This is a genomic window from Acidovorax sp. Root275 (assembly GCF_001428965.1).
Classification (GTDB): domain Bacteria; phylum Pseudomonadota; class Gammaproteobacteria; order Burkholderiales; family Burkholderiaceae_C; genus Acidovorax; species Acidovorax radicis.
In genome coordinates this window covers 303,717-323,196 of record NZ_LMJH01000001.1, presented here as the reverse complement: position 1 = coordinate 323,196, position 19,480 = coordinate 303,717, and the positions used below count along the sequence as shown (strand labels likewise).

Here is a 19,480-nt window from a genome sequence, read left to right as displayed (position 1 = left end):
GCACCTGTTCAGCCCTCCCGACCCCGCACGCAGCACATCATGCGCAACCTTCCCATGCCCCTCCCCGGCCCAGACAGCCGCCCACGTCGGCATGCCCTGCAGGCCCTGGCCGCAGCGTCGGCCTCGGCCTGGTGGCCCGCTGCATGGGCCGCCGATGCCTCCACCGAGGCTGCCGAATGTGTGGCCCCTTCGCGGCCCGGTGGTGGGTTCGACCTGACCTGCGGACTGGCCACACAGGCCGTGCAGGCCGTACGCCCCGCCCGGCCGCCGCTGCACACGCGCTACCTTCCAGGCGGCATCGGTGCCGTGGCGTTTGACCAGGTAGCCACCGGGCGGCTGGGCGGGCCGGGCACCCTGGTGGCGTTCTCCAGTGGCTCGCTGCTGAACATCGCGCAGGGCCGCTTCGGCCCCCACCCGGTGAGCGCCGTGCGCTGGATCGCCACCCTGGGCACCGACTACGGCGTGGTGGCCGTGCACCGCGACTCACCACACCAGCACCTGCAGGATGTGGTGGCGGCGCTGCGCAAGGACTTGACCCGCGTCGTTTTCGGGGCGGGCGGCACGCTGGGCAGCCAGGACTGGATGAAGGCCGCGCTGCTGGCGCGCGCCGCAGGGCAAGACCCCAAACGCATGCGCTTTGTCTCGTTCGAAGGCGGCGGCGAGGCCCTGAAGGCGCTGCGCGGCGGCCACATCGGCATCTTCACCGGGGACGCGGCCGAGGCCCAGCAAGCCCTGGACAAGGGTGCCCCGCTGCGTTTTCTGGCAGTGCTGTCGCAGGCCCGCCTGCCAGGCGCCCTGGCTGGCCTGCCCACGGCGCGGGAGCAAGGCATCGACCTGGTCTGGCCCACGGTGCGCGGCCTGTATATGGCGGCCAGCGCCCCCGATGCGGCCGTGCGCGCCTGGGTGGCCGCTTTTGCCGAAGCGCTGGCCGCCCCTGGCTATGCCGCGCTGTGCAGCCAGCACGGCCTGTACCCGTTTGCACGCACCGGCGCGGCGCTGGAGGACTTTGTGCAACGCAGCCTGAGCGAGTACCGCCAGCTGGCGCAGGAGCTGGGCCTACGGTCCTGGCCGCGCTGAGGCGGTTACCGGCTCAGGGCACGAATCCGCCTCAAGCGGGGCGGATGGACAACAGCGGCCAGCGCGCGGCAAATCGTTTGGAGGCCACACGCTCGTGGTAGGTTCGCGCATCGGCGCGCACCGGGTTGTGGCGAACGATCAAGTTGAACAAGTCGTCCAGACCGTGGGGTGCCACAACGCCGATGGAATCGTCCGCACGCAGGAAAACACCCACGCAAGTGGCAATCTCCGGCCAGGTGCCCACTCCGTCTTCCAGCGACTCCAATGGCGCCACTGGCTGCCCAAGGTGGCGGGCAAACCAGTGGTGCACGGTGGCCTGGTTGGTCACCTCCCACACCACGGACGGCATCTCCTGGCGCAGGCGGTGTTCCAGCGCCGCATCGTGTTCTGTGCCCTCCCGAGCGGGGTCGAAGTAGACAACATCCACATCGTCCAGCGGCGTGGGTTCTGCAAACCCATGCAAGTCGTCCCACACCAGAGACCGCACCGCACCGGCACCTATGCACCACGAGCCCAGCCCCAGCATCCGGACGGCACGCAGCGCCCCCATCAACGCAGGCGATGCACGCATCAGGGCGACAAGCCGGGTGTGGTGCTCGGTCCAGGAAGAGCTGTGGTGGGTCACAGGGCGGGCCCTACGCAGTAGTGATCTGGGGCCAAAGAAAACATCGGGGCAACACCGACCTCTACCCCGCCCGGCCACGGGCAGGCGATCTCACTTCTCCAGCCACCACTGGATCACCACCTTGGCCAGAAACCCCAAAAACCCTACGCCCAGCCCCAGGAACAGCACAAAAGTGCCAAAGCGCCCGGCCTTGGACTCCCACGCCAGCTGACCGATGATGAACAGCATGTACAGGATGAACGCGCCCACCCCATAGGTGAGGAAGAAGCCCGAGATCTGCGCCTCGGTAAAACCAAAGATCACGGTGCCACCCCACTTGTCTGCGCGGGTTTGGTGGCATCGCGTTCAGGCAGGCTGGAGGCATCGACCAGGTCGCGGTAGGCATGCCAGCTGGCATGGCCCAGCATGGGCATGACGGCGATCAGCCCCAGCAGCAGCGAGCCCAGCCCCAGCAGCGTGAACCCCAGGATCAGTGCCGCCCAGAACGCCATGGGCAGCGGGTTGCCGATCACGGCCTGCCAGCTGGTCAGCACGGCCTGCAGCAGCGTGGCGCGGCGGTCCAGCAGCAGGGGCATGGCCACCACGCTGGACGCAAAGATCGGCGCCGCCATCAGGCTGCCCAGGGCCAGCCAGATCTCGAACAGCCAGCCATCCCGTGCCAGCACCACATGGCGCAGAAAATCGAGTGGCGTGTGGATGGGCACCGGCGCCAGCAGCGTGATGAGCGCCGCCGACGTCATCACCCACCCCGTGGCCGCCAGCGCCAGCAAGGCGCCGAACTGCACCATGCACCAGTAGTCGTTGCCCCATTTGTTGACGTGGCTGCCCTGCCAGTTGAGCCAGGTCTTGAGCACCACACCCAGGTTCGCGGGCTCGCCGCGCTCCAGCGCACGGCTCAGCGCATAGAGGCTGGTGGCCAGCACCGGCGCCACCACCAGAAAACCCGACAGCGCCCCGGCCAGCAGCCAGAAGCGGTTGTGCGCCACCGCAAAGATGGCCGCCCCCAGCAGCGTGAGCGCCAAGCCATGGGCAAAGCTGATCCAGCCCGCACGCGCCATGTCGCGCCAGGCCAGAACGAGCCAGGTCATGGGCTGCATGAGGCCGATACTGCGAACATGGGGCAAGGCGGGGGGATTGCGGGGCATGGTGGAATGGTCGGCGAGGCGACGGGTGAGTGTGGCGTCAACCGCCGGTGGGATCAAGCGCTCCGGCAGCGATGGCGCGCCCAAGTCTTGACCTGCGACAAGAAACAAGGCGGGGGCCCGCCATGGCGCAGCTCAATGGTTGGCCGCTGCACACGCCCGCGAAACGGGCGCGGCCCCGGCCAGAAACGCCGGACAAGGGCCACGCCACAGCATGCGCATCGCCATCATCTCCAGGGGAAGGCGGCACAGGGGGGTTTCAAATCAATCCAGCAATTCGCGCAGCGCCGTCAGGCTGCCCACCGTGGCGTGGGGCGGTGTGTCATACGGCCACGCATGCTCGGCGGGGTTGAACCACACGGCCTGCATGCCCGCATCCATCGCGCCCCGCGCATCCAGGGCAGCGTCGTCGCCCACGTGCAGGACCTCGTGCGGCGACACCTGCAGCATGCCGGCGGCGGCGTGGAAGATGCGCGCATCGGGCTTGGCCACGCCGAGCACTGCAGCGCTCAGGCTGTGCTGGAAATAGTGGCCAATGCCCACCTTGTGAACGTCCGCATTGCCGTTGGACACCGCCACCACCGGGTAGCGCGACGCGAGGAAAGCCAGCGTATCGTGGGCATCGTCGAACAACTGCACACGCTGGCGCTCGGCAAAGAACAGCTCAAACGCGGGTTCGGCCAGCGCGGGCTCGTCACCCGCCTGGGTCAGCGCCAGGCGAATGGACTCCCGGCGCAGCGCGCTCAGGTCGTGGTTCAAGTCGGGCCGCAGGGTCACCATCTGGTTGCGGATGGCGCGCAGCGCCTCGGTGCTCTGGAACAGGGCAGCCGTGGCGGGCGCGTGGTCTGTGAGCCACTGGAGCAGCAATGCCTCTGCACGTTCAATGGTGGGCCAGATGGGCCAGAGCGTGTCGTCCAGGTCAATGGTGATGGCGCGGATGCGGCCCTTGTCCAGCGATTGCGCCGGGGGCAGGTCAGGAAGGGGTGCAGGCATGGTCTGGCGAGAATACCCGACACGCCCCACCCATTCACCCCGCAGGTCCATGCGCGGGCCATGCACCCGTCGGCGCAAAGGGCCAGGGCCATTTGCCACAATGGGGCCATGCGCTCACCCTTTGCCCCCGAACCCCCCTACACCCACGGCCAGGCCGACCGCACCGCCGTGCTGCTGTGCAACCTGGGCACGCCCGACGCCGCCACGGCCCCGGCCGTGCGCCGGTATCTGGCGCAGTTCCTGGGCGACCACCGCGTGGTGGAGATTCCCAAGCTGGTGTGGTGGCCCATCCTGCACGGCATCATCCTGCGCACCCGCCCCGCAAAATCCGCCGCCAAATACGCCAGCGTGTGGACCCCCGAGGGCTCGCCCCTGGCGGTGTGGACGGCCAAACAGGCCACGCTGCTGCGCGGTTGGCTGGGCGAGGCCGGGCACGCCGTGCTGGTGCGCCATGCCATGCGCTACGGCAACCCCTCCATCGCCAGCCAGCTCGATGCGCTCAAAGCCGAGGGCGCCACGCGCATCCTGATCCTGCCGCTGTACCCGCAGTATTCAGCCACCACCACGGCCAGCGTGTTTGACGCGGTCTACACCTGGGCTGCCGCCACGCGCAACGTGCCCGAGCTGCGGTTTGTGAACCGTTATCACGATACCCCCGGCTACATCGACGCATTGGCCCGCACCATCGAAACCCACTGGAAACACCACGGCCAGCCCGACCAGCTGGTGATGAGCTTCCACGGCGTGCCCGAGCGCACGTTGCACCTGGGCGACCCCTACCACTGCGAGGCGCGCAAGACGGGCCGCCTGCTGGCCGAGCGCCTGGGCCTGCGCGCGGAGCGCTACCGCATCACCTTCCAGTCGCGCTTTGGCAAGGCCAAGTGGCTGGAGCCCTACACCCAGCCCACCATCGAGGCACTGGGCAAGGCCGGCACGCGGCGGGTGGACGTGGTGTGCCCCGGCTTCACCAGCGACTGCCTGGAGACGCTGGAAGAAATCAACATGGAAGTGCGCGAGGCCTTCCTGCACGCGGGCGGCAAGGAGTTTCATTACATCCCCTGCCTGAACGACAACAACCACTGGATCACCGCGCTCAGCCGCGTGGCGCAGCAGCACCTGGCGGGCTGGCCCACCGAGGCGCCCACCGCTGCGGCGCTGGCCGATGCGCGCAGCCATGCGCAGGCGGGTGGCGCACCTGCCGGGGCCTGCCCTGTGGCCCATTGACTGGTTACTATTATTTTTATAGCTACTAGCGCTTATCCATAAAGCGCTAGCGGTCATTTTTATCCATATTTTGAGATGGCAGACCCAGTCTGACGAACTGCCCTCCCCCAACGCCCGCACCGATGCCCGCCTTTGCCCTCGCCCCCCACCAGCTGCGGCTGACGATCAACCCCGCCACGCTGGGCTTTGCCAGCACGGCCGAGCTGCAAGACCTGCCCCTGCCCTGGATCGGCCAGGAGCGCGCCCAGGCCGCCGCGCAGTTTGGCCTGGGCCTGCACCAGCCCGACTACCACCTGTTTGTGCTGGGCGAAGTGGGCAGCGGCCGCGCATCGCTGCTGCGCCAGGCCATGCAGACCGCTGCGGCAGAACGCGCCGTGCCACCCGACCTGTGCTACCTGCACAACTTCGACACGCCCGACCGCCCGCGCGCACTGCGCCTGCCTGCGGGCCAGGGCCGCCAGCTGCGCCAGGGCCTGGCCGACATGGCCAAGAACCTGCAGGCCGACATTCCCAAACGCTTGGCCGCCGCCGACTTCAAGGCCGAGGCCGAGTGCATCGAAAAAACCTGGCAAACGCAAGAGGCCGAAGCCTTTGCGGCGCTGGACGCGTTTGCCGAAGCCCGCCAGTTCCGCCTGACGCGCGACGGCGGGCAGATGGTGTTCACCCTCACCGGCCCCAAGGGCCAGCCGCTGACCGAAAGCGAAGCCCGCGCCCTGCCGCGCGAGCGCCGCGCAGAGATCGACGCCGCCGAGCAGGAAGTGCGCACCGAGATCGCCCGCTTTCTTGAAGCCGCACGCCCGCTGGAGCGCGCCCGCGACGACGCCCTGGCCACCCTACGCCGCCAAACCATCAAGCCCCTGGTGGAACACGCCCTGCACGACATCCGCCAGGGCCTGCGCAAGCAGATCAAGGACACCGTCAAGCTCACGCACTGGCTTGACCAAGTGGAGCATGCGGTGCTGGCCGACATCGACCTGTTCGAGCCCCTGGACGCCGAACGCGGTGGCGACCAGGGCACCGACGCCGAAGACGACCGCAAGGACGCGCTCGACGACCTGCTAGCCCGCTGCCAGGTGAACCTGGTGGTAGACAACCACGGCCGCACCGCCGCGCCCGTGGTGGTGGAAGACAACCCCACCCAGCGCACGCTGTTTGGCAGCATCGAGCATGGATCGGACGCCGACACCGTGCAGGCCGACCACACCGGCATCCACGCGGGCAGCCTGCTCAAGGCGCACGGCGGCTTCATCCTGCTGCACCTGCACGACCTGGCCGCCGAAGAAGGCCTGTGGCAGCGCCTGCGCCGCTTCTTGCGCTGCGGGCGCCTGCAGATCGACGAAGGTGGAGGCGGCCCCGGCCATGGCCCCCTCGGCGCCGTGGCGCTGCAGCCCGAGCCGGTGGACGTGGACGTGAAAATCGTGCTGATCGGATCGGTGGACGAGTACTACGCACTGCAAGACGCCGACCCCGACGCCGCGCGCCGCTTTCGCGTGAAGGTGGATTTTTCAGACCACTTTGCCGCCACCCCCGCCACCCACCACGCCACCGCCATCCTGGTGGCGCAAGTCTGCAAAAAGCGCGGCCTGCCCCACTTCGGCCCCGACGCCGTGGCCCTGGTGCTGGAGCAGACCCACCGCGAGGCCGACGACCAGCGCCGCCAGAGCGCACGCTTTGCCCACACCGAAGCGCTGGCCATCGAAAGCGCCGCCCTGTGCAAGGCGCGCGGCGGCACCCTGGTGCAGGCCGCCGATGTGCAGGCCGCCCTGGCCGCCCGCACCCAGCGCCACAACCAGCCTGAAGAAGAACTGCACGACTCCATCACCGAGGGCGAGCGCCTGATCTCGCTGGCAGGCTCCATCACCGGCCAGATCAACGCCATGACGCAGATCGACCTGGGCGACTATCGCTTCGGCTTCCCCGTGCGCATTACCGCGCGCACCTTTGCCGGGCAAGAGGGCCTGCTCAACATCGAGCGCGAGGTCGATATGTCCGGCCCCATCCACGACAAGGGCGTGCTCATCCTGCACAGCTACCTCACGGCCCTGTTCAGCCATGTGGCACCCCTGGCGCTCAATGCCTCCATCGTGTTCGAGCAGGAATACAGCGGCGTGGAAGGCGACTCCGCCTCGTGCGCCGAGCTGTATGCGCTGCTGTCCAGCCTGTCAGGCCTGCCCCTGCGCCAGGGCATTGCCGTGACGGGTGCATTGAACCAACACGGCGAAGTGCTGCCCGTGGGCGGCATCAACGAAAAGATCGAAGGCTGGTTCCGCGCCTGTGCGACGGCCGGGCTGGACGGCACCCACGGCGTGCTGATCCCCGCCCGCAACCAACGCCACCTGATGCTGGACCGCACTGTGCTGGACGCGGTGGAACGCGGGCTGTTCCATGTCTACACCATGGGGCATGTGAGCGAGGGGATTGCGCTGCTGACGGGGGAGGCATCGGGGATGAGCCCGGCGGAGTTGCTGCAGGCGCAGGCGGATGAGCTGGCCGGTGGAGCGACCACAGTGGAGGACACGGTGATGCAGCGGGCGGAGTTGACGCTGCGGGCGTATCGGAGGGCTTGTCAGAGCGCGGGGCACGCGCGCCGTGGGCGAGCGCGATGACTTGGCGCGTTGAGCAGCGAAAAAATTAACTCCAGGGTAACTAAAGTACGAACTGGCTGATAACCGAATGCAATAAACAGAAACTGGGCAACAGCTAAGTGGTCTGGTCTGAGCAGGGTCGGCAACCGCCAACAGCAGGGGGGTTCAATTCTGAACTTGGAGCATTGCTACGGGAAAAAAAGTATGTTCACAGTTCCAGAACTTTGCTTTGCAGGAAGCGCACGCTATGATTCTTCTGATTTCCATGAATGCATTTTTTCGAAATTCCAAGCATGGCAGGTGGCGCTTCCATTTTATTGTGTTCTGCAGCAGCCCCGAATTTAATGCGCAGAGCATTAGCCACGACAGCGTTTAGAACTATCCAAAAGCTCAATCAGCAGAGCCCAGACTCAATAAAACCAAATAACGTTTAACCAGCCACCTAAACGCCCGACTTCCCCAATGAAGCAAAGACACAATCCATATTATTGCAAAATAAATTATTTGCAATTATTCGAGGCGCTAGAATGAGTTTTTTGCGATGGGCCGGAAGTAAGAAGCAAATTTTAGATGTGCTGGAGTCTTGCTGGCACGCGGCCACCCTCAATACCCCTCAAGAAGAAAAAAGATACATCGAAGGATTTTCTGGTTCTGCCGCCTTATTTTTTCATTTGAGGCCTCCGCGAGCGATACTTATTGACATTAACAAAGAGCTACAGCATTGTCTACGACGCGTCAAAGAAACACCCAAAGGCGTAGCCCTTGCGTTACAAAAATGGGAGCTTAGCGAAGCCCAATACTATAGAGTGAGATCGTTGGACAAGTCGATTTTAAGCCCTAACGAACGAGCCGCCGCGTTCATCTACTTAAATAGAAACTGCTTCAATGGCCTGTATCGCACCAACAAAAAAGGAGAATTTAATGTTCCTTATGGGGGCATGCGTGTTGGCATGATGCCGCAGTACAAGAATTTGCTTGATGCATCAAAAACCCTAGAAAAAGCGAAAATTCAGACAGGCGATTTTTTTCATGCAATTACAACGCAAATTCAACGCAACGATTTTGTGTATTTAGATCCACCTTATGCAAAGCGCAATGCTAGCCTAGACAACCAGTATGGCCCTGACGTCTTTGGGACCGAAGACCTTGAAAGGTTGAATCTTTTGTTAAATCGCATAAATAATGTGGGAGCACATTTTGTAGTCTCCTATGCACATTGCGATGAGATTATTCCAATCGCTGAACAATGGAGCCAATTTTCGGTACAAGTGAGGCGCAGCATTGCGGCCAACATAAAAAATCGCGGCAGCGCCAACGAAATTCTTTTCACAAATTTATAGCATTAACTTTATGCAGAGAAAAATGAAGAGCGTGCCACGTAAAAAAACAACACCCCGCCCGAGTCACAGTACCATTGAGCGACACGAACTCCAAGAAATAAAATCCGCATTCGGAGTCGACAATGCCAAACAGATGGACGTCCACGAAACGGTTCAGCTTTTTATACCGCAACCAAACTTTCACAGACTGATTGTTAAAAAAAATCAAATTCTGCTTGGATCTAGGGGATCGGGTAAAACTACATGGGTCCGAATGCTAGCGCATGATCATGTCTATTTAGCAGCGCTGGACCAGAGCAAACGAACCGACTACGCAAGACTCGCACTCCAGAGGAATTTGATCGGAGTGTATGTCCCAGCAAGTGCTGCATTCACAGGTGATCTGAAAAACAAGGGATGGCAAACAGAAGAAGAAGCTGAACAATATTTCGTTTGGCGTCTAAATTTACATATTTGCTCAGCCTTGACACACATACTTGAAAGCTGCGTAAATCAGTATCTAACCGATTCAGATAACAGCCAAAGAGCCAATGCAATATCAAAAATCTGCTCCCATCTGGCAACAACATGGGGTGGTGAAGAAGCGAAAGCCGCATCGGTTGAGGAGCTAAGGCTGATTCTTTCGAAGGTTGAATTAAGGCACCAGACAGAACTTCGAAAACGTCGAACTAGTTCTAAAAAATTAGATCCCTTTGAAGATCATTTTGATAATGATCTACTGCTTCCATTCAAGAATGCCATAAACATTATAAAAACAAATATAAAAATCCCTGCAGATGCAGTGTGGATGATATGCCTAGACGAAATAGAATATCTATCAGAACTGCACCATAGAATATTAAATGGTCAAATCAGATCAGCCAGCTCAGATATTATTTTCAAAATCGCCACGATGCCATTTGCGCATCATACGCTCGCAACAAATTTGGGCGACCCAGTTCGAGAAGGAAACGATTTTGAATACATCAATGTTGATCAAGAATCCATCGACAGCCGAGGCGGTCAAGTTGAAGGTGATTTTCTTAGATTTGCCAGAGCAATGTTCCGCAGACGGATTGCCGTCAAATCCCCTCATTTAGCGCAACTGGATTTGCGGTCACTTTTAGGTACCGCCCCCCTTGTGGACAATAAGCGCGTCGAGACGATAGAGGAAAAGCAATATTTTTTTTCCTTGCTAAGGAAGCATGCCAATTCAGCAACAATCATAAGAGCTGAGCGTCTCAAAGACACTCCGAAATTTAAAAACGAAATTGTTCGAAAAATGCATGGCGCACTATTGCTACGCGAAGCATTGGAAAATAAGGGTGGGAACTCTCGACTGGGGATATATTGCGGCGAGTCAGTCGTAGTTCGTTGCTGCGACGGCAATGCGCGAAGATTGATGAGAGTGATAAATCAATTAGTTCAGAAGATTGAAATAAACGACAAAGGCTCACCCAAACTTCCCATTGAGCCAGTTGTCCAAAATCAAATTCTAGAGTCGATGGCGCGCGACACCCTAAGCCGCGTCCACAGTGAGCCACCTAACGGTGCGGTCGCGGCAACTTACCTTTCTGCGATTGGCGAGTACTTTAAATGGAAATTTTCAAGCTCTGCCAGTTTATTGGGAAGCGATCAAGTTACTTCAATACGGATAGAGGCTGAGGATGGGGAAGAAGCGCAGCGTTTTATTAAACAGGCCGTCCAACTTTCCCTCATGATTCCAGGACCGGATATAACCTTAACGGCAAGTAGCCCGACATGCACCGGAGTTTTTCACTTTGCATTTCTTTTTTCTCCGTTGTTTAAACTACTGCCACGCAGAAATAGTTCAGTGCGACTTTCAAAAATATTGACGCACAGATCGCATACTAAACAAACAGAATCTATTTTCTTGCAGCAGTCGCTGCTTTAAAATCATGGATCCAAATGCAATTGATGAGGTGGATTTCAACAATCTAAAATGGGTCGAATACGACATAATTTTTCTTGCATCCGGATTTGAAGCGCGCAGCACCTACATGTTTCAAAAAATTCCAGAAACTGCTCATCAAAACTGCGTGGTTTTAGGCTTTCATCCCAAGAAAAATATATTAAGTCGTAGCGACAATGACAACCGCTTCGAAGAATGCAACATCCGGTATGCAATTCACAGCCGCCCGGAACAGTACGAGGAATTTATAAAGATCAACCTAGAGCGAGTCGCGCAGCAGGCGGGCAATCGAACACTTCGGATATTTATCGACTACTCCGTTATGACGCGGGTTTGGTATGCGTACATACTTACATGGTTGCGTTATGCGGATGCAACGCAAAGTGCAGACGTGGATTTCGCTTACGCCCATGGAACGTATGAAGGGGAATTCTCGTCATTTCAAATTGATGAGACACGTGCACTTGCAGGATTCGAGGGCGCCATGGCCGGAACACGACGTACGGTCGCACTATATGGCCTTGGATATGACAAATATGCCACATTGGCGGTTCATGAGATCATTCAGCCGGATAGTTTTCTTTGCTATATGGCAGAAGATGATGNCCCGCCACTTGTACTTCCATTAAGTGACTTAGGCGTAATTGTTGAGAAGCTCAAAAAATTGGTTGACGATGTATCCGAGAGCGATGAGGTTATGGCTGTCGCTATGGGACCAAAAACCCACATCCTTGGTACCCTTTTGGTCGGGCATCAACGCGAACGCCTTACGTGCATTCACTCAGTAGGCGAACGAAACACACCTGTGCAGGTTATACCTGCTGGGCGCGTAAGCTGCTGGCGCATTAGATATCGTTAAATTATGGAAATCGCATTACTAAGTTTTTCAGCAGGAATCGCTATAGCGATGATTTTTTCGTTGTTCTCCGAAAAAATTTCAATGCTAGTGCTTTTTACTGCATTGCCATTGACGGTATGTTTTGCGTGGTACTTCTGGGGTACTACTGGTGCGCACGTGATGCTGGAGAAAATTAAAGAAAAATCGCCTCATGCTTATCAGTCAAACATACCGACAAGAGTTGCCCAGCAGGACAAAGATGCATCCGAGAGCGTTTCTGAAGGCGAAAATGAGAAGTACATAGCCTCGCTAGGTCAGGCTGGCGATTTGTACGGGGGAATTAACGCTCTATTTGCAGCGCTAGCTTTCTCCGGCGTTGCTGCAGCGACCTTCATGCAAGCACGTTCGCTGCAGATCTCCAGAGAACAACAGAAGCAGCAGTCCTTTGAACCTCTTTTTTTTCAGCTTCTGAATCTTCACAAAGAAGTAGCCGCTCCGCGTTTTAGGCTGCGGGGTGAGCTAACAAAGAGGGCTCGGCAAACTTCACAACGTGATGGCGAAGAATCGGGACATGACTTCCAACGCGCGATGGCTATTTTTCGGCGAGCCCTGCGTATGAAAATAGGAAATGTCCAAGACATCGATCAAAGAAAGCAACGTCTTCAGAAATACTGCAGCTCTTTCTATGACGTATTCTATGCAGTCAATCAAAATGAACTCGGGCCGCATTTCAGAACTTTGTTTCAAGTATTCAAGTTGATCGAACATTCAAACTTCGATGCAAAATCTAAAATTCGATATGCAAACATAGCTAGATCTACAATTGGAAAAGATCAGCTATTCTTACTAGCCGTCAATTGCATCTCCTCCCATGGAGCTGATTTTAAGCCATTAGTAGAAAAATATGGATTACTAAAGCACATTGCTCGCGACAGTGAAAGACCGACACTGGATGAACAAATCGCGTCGCTTTGCTTCGAAAAAGATGCGGTTTTAGGAACACGAGATCGCAAGCCCTACACATATTAGCCTGAACATACCCCACATTTCAATTTTATAAATTGTTACGTATGACTTAGTATTTAGACGAGCCCTTAGCGTTATCAAAGGGGTGATTGGCGACAACGGAATTTAAATTGATGCTCAGAAATCGCTACCACAGAAACCGCATCTGGCCGTCGCCTGGCATCTTTTTCACCGGCCAATACAGTATCGCCAACGGCAGTTCTTTATCTGTCGCAACCCCTTCGGGCATCGACTAAAGCACTTCAACACGCCCCCGCAGCCAAGCCACCACATCCCCCATCACCTCATCCCGATTCGTCTCATTCAAGATTTCATGCCGCGCCGCCGGGTACAGCTTGACCATCACATCGGTCACACCGGCATCCCGACACCGCTGCCCCAGTTGCTGAATCAATACCCCGCTTGCGGCCAGCGGGTCTGCGTCGCCGGATGCGATGAGGATGGGCAAATCGCTGCGGATGCGCGCGAGCAGCGCGGGATCGGCCAGCCGGGGCGCGGGTGCGAAGAATGAGGGGATCACGTCATCCTGCATGTCCCAGCCGCACCATGGGTCTGCGACGTAGGCATCCACCTCGGCGGCGTCGCGCGACAGCCATTCGTAGCCGGTGCGGTGCTCAAAGCCAGCGTTGAATGCGGCGAGCCCGGTGGGGGCGTTGGCCATGCCTGCGGCCAACAGGTCGAGAGCGGTGGAGCCTGACAGGACCGCGCCGGACCAGGTGGATGCTTGGTCCAAAATCGCCGCCTGCGCTGCGAACTAGCCCATGGAGTGCCCGAACAGCAAGAGCGGGAGGCCAGCATGCTGCTACGCGACGTGAGCGTGAAGTCCCTCTCGTACGGCGAAGCTGCCAGGCCCTGATAGCGGCTAAGCTGCGTGAGCCAACCCTTTGTCTTCGCTCAGCCATGCCCTCTAGCCTTCACCTCTTCGACCCCGATCGCCATGCCCTGCCGCTGCCTGAGAGCTTTGCGGCGCTGGAGGCCATGCGCGAGTTGCTGCACGCGCGTGCCGATGGCAAGAACTTGCGCTTTGTCGAGTTCGCGCTGCGGTTCGAGGATCGCTTCAAGGACGGGGGCCGCACCACGCCCTTGCAGCAGGCCAACGCCTGCCGTCGCGCGGCATGGCAGTTTGACCTCCCGAACGTGGACGAGATGAACGCATACCGGACGGCTGTGGAGATTGCCGGTGCACTGGGATTGGTGGCGTATGACGCGGCGCTGGGGGTGGGTTTTCTGCCCGACGGCCGGGTAGTGCCGACCGAGTTCGCGCAAGCCGCCACGCCTGTGGCGCCCGCCCAAAAACGGCCCTGGGGGGCGCTCCCGCCAGACGCGCTGCGCGGCGAGAGCGAGGTGCGAGAAGTTTTGGCCCCTGCCCTGGCGCGCGCTATGGCGGGCAGCGGTTTTGAGCTGGAAGCTGCGCCACCCGACGAGCCAGGCGCGCCCATCGTCTTCGCCCGACGGCTCGGTGCTGTGCGCCAGGTGCTGACCGTCAATCTGATGCGTTATGAAGTGCTGAATCTGACCCTGCGTGTGTGGCATGACGCTTGTACCGCTGTGCTGGCACAAGCCCTGGGGCCCGAGCCTCACCAGGACACCGCATTCGAGTTGGGCATGGCGTTTTTCGAGCCCGGGCCGGGATCCCTGCACCGCTGGACACTCGAACGTCTGTCGCAATTGCCAGCGGTCCTTGCGCTGGTATGTGGTCGGGTTCTGCCCCTGGCGGGCCTGTGCACTGACCTGCATGGGCTGGACCAACTGCTCAACGACGCGAGCGCCGACACGGTGCGTACCCCCTACCGCAACGCGTACACCTGGTCGGGCCGCCCTGACGGCTCCGATGGCTCGCGCAGCCTGCGTGAAGAGGTCTTCCCGCATGCGCAGCGCCTCATCATTGCTCACCTCAACGGCAACCCCATGGCACCCGCCATCGCCCGCGAGCTGGAGGACCATTGGCAGCACAGCAGCTACTGGCGCGCGCCTCAGGAACGCGAGGCCCTGGCGGCCGTGCGCGCCACGCTAGCCCACACGCCGCCACTGGCCCACTGGAACGACATAGCTGCCTGGCGGGCCGCACTGCGCCCTATTCCTGCATCGCTGCAGTTCCGCACCCCCGACCCGCGCGGGCGGCGCTGCCACCACTATGAAGTGACCGAAGCCTTGCACCAGGACCTGAGCAAAGACCCAGGTGGCTTTTGGGCCAGGTTCGGAGGTCCGGATGGTGCATCCGAGCTCACGCGCGTGTGGCAAGACAAGGCCTCCACCTTGCCTGGCTCCGCACGCATCCCCCCGGACGGCCTCGGATGCCATGTAGCCACTCTGCCCGGCAGGGCTGGTGAGGGCGCGATCAAAGTGGTGTGCCTTTGCTTTCCACCCATCACTGGCCTCGACGAGCATCGCTTCCTGGCACAGGCTCGCCGCGGCGACATATCACGCATGTTCCGCATGGGCTACGAAAACGGACTGGATGACGACGGCCAAATGCAGCTGCGCATTGAGTACGGCGTGCGCCACGGGAACGCCGACGTCATCACCCGCGAAACGCTGGACGCCGAGCTGAACATGCAGGCATTCCTGGAAAGGGTGGCAGAGCTGTTCGCATGAACTGGCGTGGGAGCCGCTTCAACAGACTGCCGCTACGGGAGCCGTGACTACGCAATGCGGGAACGCGCCCGCAGCCACGCCACGATATCCCCCGTCACCTCATCCCGATTCGTCTCATTCAAGATCTCATGCCGCGCCGCCGGGTACAGCTTGACCGTCACATCGGCCACACCGGCATCCCGATACCGCTGCCCCAGTTGCTCCAACAAGACCCCGCCTGCGGCCAGTGGGTCCGCATCGCCGGATGCAATGAGGATGGGTAAGTCGCTGCGGATGCGCGCGAGCAGCGCGGGGTCGGCCAGCCGGGGGGCGGGCTCGAAAAGTGAAGGGATCACATCGGGCGGCATGTCCCAGCCGCACCAGGGGTCTGCCACGTAGGCATCGACCTCTGCGGCGTCGCGCGACAGCCATTCGTAGCCGGTGCGGTGCTCAAACCCCGCGTTGAATGCAGCGAGCCCGGCGGGCGCATCAGCGGGGGCGTTGGCCATGGCGGCGGCGAGCAGGTCGAGGGCGGTGGAGCCTGACAGGATGACGCCGGACCAGGTGGAGGAGTGGTCCAGGATGGCCGCCTGCGCTGCGAACGAGCCCATGGAGTGGCCGAACAGGAAGAGCGGAAGCTGCGGCCCATGCTGCGCGCGCAGCAGTGCGCCGAACTGGGCCACGTCGGCAATGAGGCCGTTGAAACCAGCGCTGCCAAAGTCTCCCAGCCGCCCACCGGCAGTGCGCCCGTGGCCGCGATGGTCCACGGCGTGGACGATGAAGCCTGCGGCGTTCAGCGCCCGCGCAAAGCGGTCGTAGCGCTCGCCGTGCTCGGCGAGCCCGTGGGAGATTTGAACGACGCCCACAGGTTGGCCCGGGGTTTGGGCCCAGGTGTAGGTGGTGACCTGGGTGCCGTCTGCGTTGGACTGGAAGGAGGAGGTGGTGGTAGTGCTCATCGGTTCATTCTGCACGGGGCGTGGCGGTGTGTCACGGTCACATTTCCCGGACCCATCACCTTCCATCACCATTCAATTTTTGCCGTGCCGAGGCTTCCCAATCACCATCAACTCCAACCAGCCCCATGCGCATTCCCACTCTCACGGCGCTTGTGGCGGCTTTTGCAGCTGCGTCAAATGCAGGGGCCCAAGCCGTGAACACGCCAGCCCAAGTACGCGGAGCGACGGCTGGTTAAACCACGTCCCCAGACACCACAGACGCCGGCTGAAGCTCATGCCCGGGGCGCAGGCATAGTGGAGGGCGCGCAAGATGAGAGGGTCTGCGGCGATTTCGTCGCGGTTCCAGTTGCGTTGCCGGTCCCGCCCCCACCAATTTTGTCGAAACCCCTCTGCGGCACAATTTCGCCGGCGCCCCAGCGAGGCCAAAGCCGTACATGCCGGTGAATTCAAACTTCAGGCCACCCCTATGACTTCCAGCAAGGACAAACAGCTGATGGGCACTGAGCCTTCGGGTGCAATCCAAGCAGCGCATGCTTGTGCTGCTTCTCGATCTGCAATCAAGACTTTTTGGAACGCAAATCAAGGCGATCGAACGGCCCTAAGTCTCGCATTGGACGATTGCCTTGACGTCGATTCGAGCCTGTTTGGGGACACGAAGCTGAATGCAGCGATTGAGCATATTTCGCAATGCAGTGCCTGCCTTGAGTGGAGAAAATCGGAGCTGGAGCCAGAACGGTACGAATGGATAAGGATGTCTCAAGCGTACTGTTGCACTGAGATGTTTCACGCCGTTCAGGGTGCCGATGCAGGCCTTGCAATCCGTTTTGGCTTGGCCGGCCCAGAGAGTCTGCCGTGTTGGTGGGTCGAACCGAGCAAGACTGTCATTCGACATTGCCCCTGGTGTGGTTCATCCTTGACTCAAATGCATCCAGATTTGACCGCTGCCACCCGCTCGGCCTGACACTGCACTGGACATCATCAGCCAGTCCATCACCAAGCTCCCGGAATGCCCCTCTTCCTTGACCTCGACCGCTTTCTGCAAGCCCAGGAGCCCGTTTGGCCCCGCGTGATTTCCGAGCTGCGGGCGGGCAAAAAGCGCACGCACTGGATGTGGTTTGTGTTTCCGCAGATCAAAGGGCTGGGGCACAGCGACATGGCGCAGCGCTACGCCATTCAATCGCTGGCAGAGGCGCGGGCGTATCTGGCGCACCCGGTGCTGGCAGGCCGCCTGCGCGAGTGCTGCCAGATCCTGCTGGGGTTGGAGGCGTCTTCTGCGCTGGATGTGTTGGGCACGCCAGACGACCTCAAGCTGCGCTCCAGCATGACGCTGTTTGCTGAAGCATCGGCGCCCGGCAGCGTCTTCGACGCGGTGCTGCAGAAGTACTTCGGCGGGGAAAAAGACCCGCGCACGGTGCAACTGCTTGGATAGCTTGCTTGCTGCGTGGCTGCAGCAATGCGATCGGATGGCTGGCGTCGTAGGCAAGGCCGGCTACAACGCGGCGGGCGGGCCAGTCAGTTGGGGGAACGCAGGGGTGGTGAATGCAAACCCGCTACCTCCACCCGCTCCGCCGTCACTTTCGATTTGTCAGCCTGCCTGCTGCGAAATTCGGTCGGGGTGCACCCGGCCTCGCGCTTGAAGAACTTGGCGAAGTTCGCCAGGTCGCTGTAGCCCAGGCTCTCGGCAATGCGCGCCACCGGCCAGGTGGTGTGGGCTAGCAGGCGCTTGGCCTCCAGAACGACGCGGGCGGAGATGAAGGCCTTGGGTGTGACCCCGGCTGCTTCCAGCGATGCGCGCACCAGGCTTTTCTCGGAGCAGCCCAGCTGCTGCGCATACCGGGGCAGCTGGTGCCAGGCGGCAAAGTGCTTCTCCACCAGCAATTCAAACGCCTTGAACCTCTGCAGCGCGCGCCCCGGGGGTGCGGGCTGCGCAGATTGCTGCTCATGCGCCATGCGCAGCCGCGTCAGCAAGGCATAGAGCTGATAGCGCAACAAGGCATGGGCATGCAGCGATGCGGCGTGGGTCTGCGTGTCCTGGTGCATCTGCGCAATGGCGTGGGCAATCACCGGCGCGCTGTCGCTGCCCAGCGCCCACGCGGTCGGCAGGCCGTCCAGCCCGTCGATCGGGGTCTGCGCCTGCGCGGCGGGGGCCGCTGCCCACAGAAACTCGGGGCGGAACAGCACCATCCACCCGTCCCAGTCCTGGGTGTCACCAAAACTATGGGCTTTGCCGGGCCGCAGGACCAGCACCGAGCCCGGGCCGCAGCGCACATGCTCAAAATCCACCAGGTGGAGGCATGTTCCCTGAGTCACAAAGATCAGGGTCGGAAAGGCGTAGCGGTAGGTGGACGCCAGCGCCTCGCCGCCCACCCTTTGCCGCAGGTCCGATACCCGGAATATCTCCAGGTCGAGCGGGTACAGCCCCTCGGGCTGGTAGCTCAGGTGCTGGATGTCGGGGTGGCGGGCTGCGGTGGGTTTGTGGTGGCGTGGGGTCATGGGTCGGCAACGGCGGGGTGCAGGGGTTTGTCCTGAAGTGACAGTGAATCTCCCAGTTTTCACCGCCTGCAGGGGCTTTTATTGTCCAACAATGACCTCACAGCGCCCCCAGGGGCGTTGCCCCAAAACCACCAAGGAATCCGCATGCACGCCATTGAAATCGCCAAGACCTACATCCAAGCCGCACAAACCGGGGACCAGGCCACCCTCGGCCGCGTCCTCTCGCCCGATGTGGTCTGGCACCAGCCGGGCCACAACCAGTTCTCGGGCACGCACCGTGGCATGGCCGCCGTGGGCCAGATGCTCGGCCAGATGATGGCCGTGTCGCAAGGGACGTTTGCGATCACCCGGGCCGACCACTACATGGCCAACGGAGACTGGGTGGCCGTGAGCATCGAGTTTGCAGGCGAGCGCGGCGGCCTCACGCTCCAGCAGGCGGGCGTGGACCTGCTGCGTATCGCCGATGGAAAGATCGTTGAAGTCCGCCTGTTCTCCAGCAATCCGGCTCAGGAAGACGCGTTCTGGGGCCAGTAACCCGCTGCCCCACCAACCGTGACCGTGCCCACACGCGCTGCCTCATCCGATGGAACAGCGTGTGCTGGACATTTTTTGAGCCAAATTGCCACCCAGCGCTTACTAACAAACAATTAATTGCTATTCAATTTATAGCAAATTGTTCTTTCATTCAAAGCGCA

Annotated in this window: 16 protein-coding genes; 9 read left to right on the top strand and 7 right to left on the bottom strand. The window is 60.5% G+C overall.

Going from position 1 to position 19,480, the window contains the following annotated elements; translation table 11 throughout:
* The first annotated feature begins 39 nt into the window (after positions 1-39).
* A complete protein-coding gene (locus tag ASE52_RS01505) occupies positions 40-1,077 on the top strand; it encodes a tripartite tricarboxylate transporter substrate-binding protein (protein WP_057223234.1) in 1,038 nt (345 codons plus the stop codon).
* Positions 1,078-1,108: 31 nt separating this feature from the next.
* Here the strand turns inward: ASE52_RS01505 and ASE52_RS01500 are convergent, their stop codons facing one another.
* The 4 genes from ASE52_RS01500 to ASE52_RS01485 form a co-directional block, all read right to left on the bottom strand.
* Complete coding sequence (locus ASE52_RS01500) at positions 1,109-1,702, bottom strand: nucleotidyltransferase family protein (RefSeq protein WP_241776893.1); 594 nt, start codon at positions 1,700-1,702, stop codon at positions 1,109-1,111.
* Between the two features lie 90 nt (positions 1,703-1,792).
* Entirely contained in the window at positions 1,793-2,005 is a 213-nt protein-coding gene (locus ASE52_RS01495; protein WP_010460530.1) for a DUF2788 domain-containing protein, read from the bottom strand.
* Positions 2,002-2,847, bottom strand: a complete 846-nt coding sequence (locus ASE52_RS01490; protein ID WP_057225073.1) for a DUF2189 domain-containing protein — start codon at positions 2,845-2,847, stop codon at positions 2,002-2,004. Before ASE52_RS01490 ends, ASE52_RS01495 begins: the two co-directional genes overlap by 4 nt.
* A gap of 261 nt (positions 2,848-3,108) precedes the next feature.
* Positions 3,109-3,837: an HAD-IA family hydrolase gene (locus tag ASE52_RS01485; protein ID WP_057225071.1), complete on the bottom strand. Its 729-nt coding sequence runs from the start codon at positions 3,835-3,837 to the stop codon at positions 3,109-3,111.
* 108 nt (positions 3,838-3,945) lie between these two features.
* On the opposite strand from ASE52_RS01485, the gene hemH reads away from it, so the two are divergent.
* The 5 genes from hemH (at position 3,946) to ASE52_RS24860 (ending at position 12,765) form a co-directional block, all read left to right on the top strand.
* Complete coding sequence (hemH, locus tag ASE52_RS01480) at positions 3,946-5,061, top strand: ferrochelatase (protein WP_057223230.1); 1,116 nt, start codon at positions 3,946-3,948, stop codon at positions 5,059-5,061.
* 122 nt (positions 5,062-5,183) lie between these two features.
* A complete protein-coding gene (locus ASE52_RS01475) occupies positions 5,184-7,667 on the top strand; it encodes an ATP-binding protein (RefSeq protein WP_057223225.1) in 2,484 nt (827 codons plus the stop codon).
* 506 nt (positions 7,668-8,173) lie between these two features.
* Positions 8,174-8,986: a Dam family site-specific DNA-(adenine-N6)-methyltransferase gene (locus ASE52_RS24865; protein WP_082606725.1), complete on the top strand. Its 813-nt coding sequence runs from the start codon at positions 8,174-8,176 to the stop codon at positions 8,984-8,986.
* A gap of 133 nt (positions 8,987-9,119) precedes the next feature.
* Complete coding sequence (locus ASE52_RS25440) at positions 9,120-10,880, top strand: hypothetical protein (RefSeq protein WP_140426114.1); 1,761 nt, start codon at positions 9,120-9,122, stop codon at positions 10,878-10,880.
* An 880-nt stretch (positions 10,881-11,760) separates the two neighbouring features.
* The gene (locus tag ASE52_RS24860) at positions 11,761-12,765 is read left to right on the top strand and encodes a putative phage abortive infection protein (protein ID WP_082606724.1); all 1,005 of its coding nucleotides are present in this window, start codon (positions 11,761-11,763) and stop codon (positions 12,763-12,765) included.
* Positions 12,766-12,994: 229 nt separating this feature from the next.
* Here ASE52_RS24860 and ASE52_RS01460 read toward each other — a convergent pair whose 3' ends face one another.
* Positions 12,995-13,498 (bottom strand): alpha/beta hydrolase, encoded by a 504-nt coding sequence (locus ASE52_RS01460; protein ID WP_347230959.1) that lies wholly within the window; start codon positions 13,496-13,498, stop codon positions 12,995-12,997.
* A gap of 164 nt (positions 13,499-13,662) precedes the next feature.
* Between ASE52_RS01460 and ASE52_RS01455 the strand changes: the two genes are divergently transcribed.
* A complete protein-coding gene (locus ASE52_RS01455) occupies positions 13,663-15,357 on the top strand; it encodes a hypothetical protein (protein WP_057223218.1) in 1,695 nt (564 codons plus the stop codon).
* Between the two features lie 47 nt (positions 15,358-15,404).
* On the opposite strand, the gene ASE52_RS01450 is transcribed toward ASE52_RS01455, so the two are convergent.
* A complete protein-coding gene (locus ASE52_RS01450; protein WP_057223216.1) occupies positions 15,405-16,292 on the bottom strand; it encodes an alpha/beta hydrolase in 888 nt (295 codons plus the stop codon).
* A 1,006-nt stretch (positions 16,293-17,298) separates the two neighbouring features.
* Here ASE52_RS01450 and ASE52_RS01445 point away from each other — a divergent pair.
* Entirely contained in the window at positions 17,299-17,721 is a 423-nt protein-coding gene (locus tag ASE52_RS01445) for a DUF1810 domain-containing protein (RefSeq protein ID WP_057223214.1), read from the top strand.
* 83 nt (positions 17,722-17,804) lie between these two features.
* Here the strand turns inward: ASE52_RS01445 and ASE52_RS01440 are convergent, their stop codons facing one another.
* On the bottom strand, positions 17,805-18,785 hold the full coding sequence (locus ASE52_RS01440; RefSeq protein WP_057223213.1) for an AraC family transcriptional regulator: 981 nt from the start codon (positions 18,783-18,785) through the stop codon (positions 17,805-17,807).
* A gap of 144 nt (positions 18,786-18,929) precedes the next feature.
* Here ASE52_RS01440 and ASE52_RS01435 point away from each other — a divergent pair, with 144 nt between their 5' ends.
* Complete coding sequence (locus tag ASE52_RS01435; protein ID WP_057223211.1) at positions 18,930-19,319, top strand: nuclear transport factor 2 family protein; 390 nt, start codon at positions 18,930-18,932, stop codon at positions 19,317-19,319.
* Positions 19,320-19,480 lie beyond the last annotated feature (161 nt).